At 68.2% G+C, this 409-nt stretch carries 1 protein-coding gene; it reads left to right on the top strand.

The genetic code is table 11. The annotated features are described in order from the left end of the window. On the top strand, window positions 1-224 hold a 224-nt coding region (locus RNB18_RS52975), incomplete at its 5' end, for a cupin domain-containing protein (protein WP_311721172.1). Window positions 225-409: the final 185 nt, after the last annotated feature.

The raw sequence follows: 409 nt of genomic DNA, 5'->3' as shown, positions 1-409 counted from the left end.
GCCTGTACGCCCTGGACGCGGGCGCCCTCGATCCGCAGCAGCCGCACCGGCAGGACGAGGTGTACTTCGTCGTCAGCGGCCGTGCGTCGATCACGGTCGGGACGGAGACCACACAGGTCGGCCGGGGGAGCGTGGTCTATGTGCCCGCCGGGGTGGCCCACAAGTTCCACCACATCACCGAGGATCTGCGAGTGAAGGTCGTCTTCTCCCCTCCGGAGGGCTGAGCCCGCCGTGGGGCTGAACCCCGGGTTTCCCTAAGGGTTCGATCAGGGGTCTTCAAGGGCTGCGGGGCCCCCGCCGGGGTGCCCCGCCCCCTTAGCATCGAGGCAGGAAACCCCAGAGAGACGAGGTAGATGGCGATGGCCGTGCGGGAGATAGTCGCGGGAATGCCCTGGTGGGTGAAGTGGAT

The sequence above is a fragment of the Streptomyces doebereineriae genome, from assembly GCF_031845645.1.
GTDB classification, from domain to species: domain Bacteria; phylum Actinomycetota; class Actinomycetes; order Streptomycetales; family Streptomycetaceae; genus Streptomyces; species Streptomyces canus.
This window is presented reverse-complemented; position numbering and strand designations above follow the sequence as displayed.